General features: G+C 63.7%; 5 protein-coding genes and 2 pseudogenes. 6 read left to right on the top strand and 1 reads right to left on the bottom strand.

Annotated elements, in window-relative coordinates; genetic code table 11:
- Both ENZ75_RS21460 and ENZ75_RS21455 read left to right on the top strand, forming a co-directional pair.
- The coding region (locus tag ENZ75_RS21460; RefSeq protein ID WP_164887909.1) for an amidohydrolase family protein at positions 1-886 on the top strand (886 nt) is incomplete at its 5' end.
- Between the two features lie 43 nt (positions 887-929).
- On the top strand, positions 930-1,265 hold the full coding sequence (locus ENZ75_RS21455) for a hypothetical protein (RefSeq protein ID WP_244514313.1): 336 nt from the start codon (positions 930-932) through the stop codon (positions 1,263-1,265).
- A 62-nt stretch (positions 1,266-1,327) separates the two neighbouring features.
- Here ENZ75_RS21455 and ENZ75_RS21450 read toward each other — a convergent pair whose 3' ends face one another.
- Complete coding sequence (locus tag ENZ75_RS21450) at positions 1,328-1,738, bottom strand: cupin domain-containing protein (RefSeq protein ID WP_013530912.1); 411 nt, start codon at positions 1,736-1,738, stop codon at positions 1,328-1,330.
- A gap of 142 nt (positions 1,739-1,880) precedes the next feature.
- On the opposite strand from ENZ75_RS21450, the gene ENZ75_RS21445 reads away from it, so the two are divergent.
- The 4 genes and pseudogenes from ENZ75_RS21445 to ENZ75_RS21430 all read left to right on the top strand — a co-directional run.
- Positions 1,881-2,672 carry an ABC transporter ATP-binding protein gene (locus ENZ75_RS21445; protein WP_128278297.1) on the top strand — a complete coding sequence of 264 codons (792 nt, stop codon included), beginning with the start codon at positions 1,881-1,883 and terminating at the stop codon, positions 2,670-2,672.
- Between the two features lie 112 nt (positions 2,673-2,784).
- A pseudogene (locus ENZ75_RS21440) lies at positions 2,785-3,195 on the top strand (DUF559 domain-containing protein); the annotation flags it as partial.
- Positions 3,196-4,074, top strand: a complete 879-nt coding sequence (locus ENZ75_RS21435) for an ABC transporter permease (protein WP_063168502.1) — start codon at positions 3,196-3,198, stop codon at positions 4,072-4,074. It abuts the pseudogene before it with no gap.
- A pseudogene (locus tag ENZ75_RS21430) lies at positions 4,071-4,771 on the top strand (ABC transporter permease); the annotation flags it as partial. The gene ENZ75_RS21435 and the pseudogene ENZ75_RS21430, both read left to right, overlap by 4 nt.

Genomic DNA, 4,771 nt, shown 5'->3' with positions numbered 1-4,771 from the left:
GTCGCAGACGCTGCTGGCTGCCGGCAACAACGGCCCCGAGGGCCACGCCTATTCGCGGCCGCCCGAAGTGGAAGGCGAGGCGACCAACCGCGCCATCATGATCGCCGACATGGCCGGCGTGCCGCTCTATGTCGTGCATGTCTCCTGCGAGCAGAGCCACGAGGCGATCCGCCGGGCGCGCCAGAAGGGCATGCGGGTGTTCGGCGAGCCGCTGATCCAGCACCTGACGCTGGACGAGAGCGAGTATTTCGACAAGGACTGGGACCATGCGGCACGCCGCGTGATGAGTCCGCCCTTCCGCAACAAATCGCACCAGGACTCGCTGTGGGCCGGCCTGCAGGCGGGTTCGCTGCAGGTGGTGGCGACCGATCATTGCGCTTTCACCACCAAACAGAAGCGCAACGGCGTCGGCGATTTCACCAAGATCCCGAACGGCACCGGCGGGCTTGAAGACCGCATGCCGGTGCTGTGGACCACAGGCGTCAACACCGGCCGGCTGACGATGAACGAGTTCGTCGCGGTGACCTCGACCAACATCGCCAAGATCCTCAACATGTATCCGAAGAAGGGCGCCATCGTAGAGGGTGCCGACGCCGACATCGTCGTCTGGGATCCCAAGCGCAAGAAGACAATTTCGTCCAAGAAGCAGCAATCGGTGATCGACTACAATGTCTTCGAGGGTTTCGAGGTGACCGGCCTGCCGCGGTTCGTGTTCTCGCGGGGCGAACTGTCGATCCAGGAGTCCGAGGTCAAGACCAAGCCCGGCCATGGTGAATTCGTCGGCCGCGAGCCGAATGCGGCCGTCAACCGGGCGCTGTCGACGTGGAAGGAAATCTCCGCGCCGCGCAAGGTGGAACGCACCGGCATCCCGGCGACCGGGGTTTGAGGTGCGGCGCGGGGGACTTCTTTTCGCGGCAGTTTTGGTTCTGGTGGCCAGCCAAGTGTCGGCGGCCGGCATCGACCTAGCCAAACCTTATGGCAACAAGTCCGGCTGCATCAACAAGAACGGCCAGGAAGTCTACGCCGAGGACATGCTGCTTCTAACCAACACCGACTTCATCACGGCGACGAGCGCTTGCACCTTCACCGGCAAGAGGGTCCAGGCCGACGGCTCGCTTGTGGTGAAGGCGGAGTGCGAGGCCGAAGGCGAAGAGGGCAAGTCGCCCGCCACCTTCATCATCAAGCACAGCACCAAGAACGCCAAGAAACTGGTGATCGCGGATGCGGACGGCACCGTCTATGGGGAAGTGTCTCGGTGCCGATGATTGCCGAAGCTGGCGGGCGCAAACCTCTAGCAATTGGCCGACGGGCGCCTAGCCCGGCGAAGTCAGCTTCCGGCGACCAGCGCATCCAGTTCCGGCAGCAGGACGACGCTCTCCTGTTCGTTGGGATCGGTGCGCGCAATGACGGCAGAGGACGGGGCGCCGCTCAGGTTGGCCGGCAGATGCGGCACGCCGGCGGGGATGTAGAAGAGATCACCGGCCTTGACGACGATATGATGCTCGAGCCGGTCGCCATACCAGGTGTGAACTTCGCCGGAGAGCACATAGATCGCCGTCTCGTGGCTCTCGTGCATATGCGCCTTGGCGCGGGCGCCGGGCGGCATGGTGAGCATGTGCATGCAGATGCCGGAGGCACCGACGGTCTCGGCGGCAATGCCGGCGAAATAGGTCAGCCCCTGCTTGCCTTCATAAGTGCTTTCAGGGCGGATAAGATGACAAGTGGGTTTAGGCGACATCGGGGAAACTCCGGGCGTCGATCGCGTGGGACAAGGTCAGAGGGACAGGGCCAAATGGGACAGGGCAAGTGGAAAACAACATCGCGATAAAAGCAATCGGATTCCAGCCGCCGCGGGAACGGAAACAGGCAGGCGGCAACCGATGACGGGGAATTCGCCAGCCGTCGTCGCGGCAAGCAAACTCGGGCTGACTTTCCAGACCAATGACGGGCCGGTGCAGGCGCTGTCCAATGTCGATCTCACCATCGGCAAGGGCGAGTTCGTCTCCTTCATCGGGCCTTCGGGCTGCGGCAAGACCACGCTGCTGCGCGTCATCGCCGATCTGGAGAAGCCGACCTCGGGGGCGATTTCCGTCAATGGCATGACAGCAGAGCAGGCGCGCGAGAAACGCGCCTATGGCTATGTCTTTCAGGCGGCGGCGCTGTTTCCGTGGCGGACCATCGAGCGCAATGTGGGGCTGCCGCTGGAGATCATGGGCCTATCCAGGGCGGAGCAAGGCGAGCGGATCAAGCGCACGCTCGGCCTCGTCAACCTCTCTGGATTCGAGAAGAAATATCCCTGGCAGCTCTCGGGCGGCATGCAGCAGCGCGCCTCGATTGCCCGTGCGCTGGCCTTCGACGCCGACCTGCTGCTGATGGACGAGCCGTTCGGCGCGCTGGACGAGATCGTGCGCGACCATCTCAACGAGCAGCTGCTGGAATTGTGGGGACGCACCAACAAGACCATCTGCTTCGTCACCCACTCCATTCCGGAGGCCGTCTATCTGTCGACGCGCATCGTCGTCATGTCGCCGCGCCCGGGCCGTGTCAGCGACGTCATCGAATCGACGCTGCCGAGAGAGCGGCCGCTCGACATCCGCGAGACGCCGGAGTTTCTGGCGATCGCAGCGCGGGTGCGGGACGGGCTGCGCGCGGGGCACAGCTATGATGATTGAGGGGCAGGATGAGCTTCCTCCTCTCCCCAACGGGGAGAGGGTGGCCGGAGCGAAGCGGAGGTCGGGTGAGGGGGCGGCGCCGACGGATCCGACCAAGAGAAAGGTCGGGGCAACCGCTCGCGCCCGAAAGCTGCGGGTTGACGAGACCGAGGCTGAATACAGGCTTTGGGGGGAGCTGAGAGACCGTCATCTCAATGGCTACAAATTTGTGAGGCAAGTGCCGCTTGGACCGTTCATCGCGGATTTTGTTTGTCGCGAGGTAAGCCTGATTGTCGAACTTGATGGTAGTCAGCACGCAGATTCTCCAACCGACCCTTCCAGGACAGCTTGGCTGAACGGACAAGGTTATTCGGCTCTCCGGTTCTGGAATCATGAGGTTTTGGCCGAACGTCGAGCGGTCCTGGATACGATCTTGGCTTGCCTTGACGGAAAGATTTCCACCCCCTCACCCGACCTCCGCTTCGCTCCGGCCACCCTCTCCCCGTTGGGGAGAGGAGGGCGCCAGTCGGCTGAGGCCCGCTAGATGGACACCTTCCGCGACAAGCTCGTTCCCGTCACCTCCATCCTCGTTGGCGTGATCGCGCTCTGGTATGTCTTCGCCGTCATCCTCAACACGCCGTTCCAGCGCGATCTCGATCGTCGCGCGGGTGAAACATCCACGTTCAGCCAACTCATCGGCAAGACGCTGTCGCAGCCGAAGCCGACATTGCCGGCGCCGCACCAGGTGGCGGTGAATTTCTTCGAGAACACCTTCCTGCGGCCCATCACCTCCAACCGCAGCCTGGTCTACAATGCCTGGGTGACGCTTTCGTCGACGCTGCTCGGCTTCGCTTTCGGCACGGCGCTCGGCATCATCATCGCCGTCGGCATTGTCCATGTGGCGACGCTCGACCGCAGCCTGATGCCGTGGATCATCGCCTCGCAGACCATTCCCATCCTGGCTGTGGCGCCGATGATCATCGTCGTGCTGGGGGCGATCGGCATCAGCGGGCTCGTCCCGAAGGCGATGATTTCGACCTATCTGTCGTTCTTCCCGGTGACTGTCGGCATGGTGAAGGGGCTGCGCTCGCCCGAGATCATGCATCTCGACCTGATGCACACCTACAATGCCAGTCGCGCGCAGACCTTCTGGATGTTGCGCGTGCCTGCTTCGGTGCCGTTCCTGTTCACCTCGATGAAGGTGGCGGTGGCGGCAAGCCTGGTCGGCGCCATCGTCGGCGAACTGCCGACAGGCGCTGTCGCCGGCATCGGCGCCAAGCTGCTCGCCGGCGCCTATTATAGCCAGTCCATCGACATCTGGTCGGCGCTGGTCGCCGGTTCGGTGGTGGCAGCCCTTCTGGTCATGGTGGTCGGCATTGCCGGGCGCCTCGTCGACCGCGCTATGGGCGGGAGGCCGGCATGAACTGGCTGAAACCCTCCTGGCAGGCAGTGCTGGCGATCGTGCTGTGCCTGATCGCAGTGGCGCTCGGCCCGATCGCCGCGCCGAAAGTCGATGCACTGGCGCAGCCTGCAGGGACGTTGATATACCCCTATGTGGCGACGACCTGGCTGATTTTCGGCGTGCTGCTTGTCGCCGCTTTGATCTCGGTGACCAGAATACCGTCCATCGTCGAAGCCGTTGTGCTTTTCATCGGCGCGCATCTGGCCGCCTGGCTGCTGATTGGCGGCATCACCGGTTTCGAAGGCCTGGCGCGGACGCCGTACTTCCTGCTTCTCACCGCCGCATGGCTGCTTGGCTGGCGCTGCGTGGCGGTGCTGTCATCATTGCGTCCGTTCGCCAAATGGGCTCGCACCGCGCTGGGCCTGATCATCCCAGCCATCTTCGGCGCCTGGATCCTGATCATCTGGGAAGCGGTGACGCGTGGGGCCGGCATACCCTTCATCCTGCTGCCGCCGCCAAGTGCCATCGGCGCGCGCATCGCCGGTTCGCTGCCGGTGCTCGGCGCCGATGTCCGCCAGACCATCTTCAAGGCGGTCATCTTCGGCTATGTCGTGGGCAGCGGCGCCGGCTTCATCACCGCGGTGCTCGCAGACCGTGTGCCGTTCCTGCGACGCGGCCTGTTGCCGATCGGCAACATGGTCTCGGCGCTGCCGATCAT

This window comes from Mesorhizobium sp. M7A.F.Ca.CA.002.04.1.1 (assembly GCF_004022805.1).
GTDB classification, from domain to species: domain Bacteria; phylum Pseudomonadota; class Alphaproteobacteria; order Rhizobiales; family Rhizobiaceae; genus Mesorhizobium; species Mesorhizobium ciceri.
This window is presented reverse-complemented; position numbering and strand designations above follow the sequence as displayed.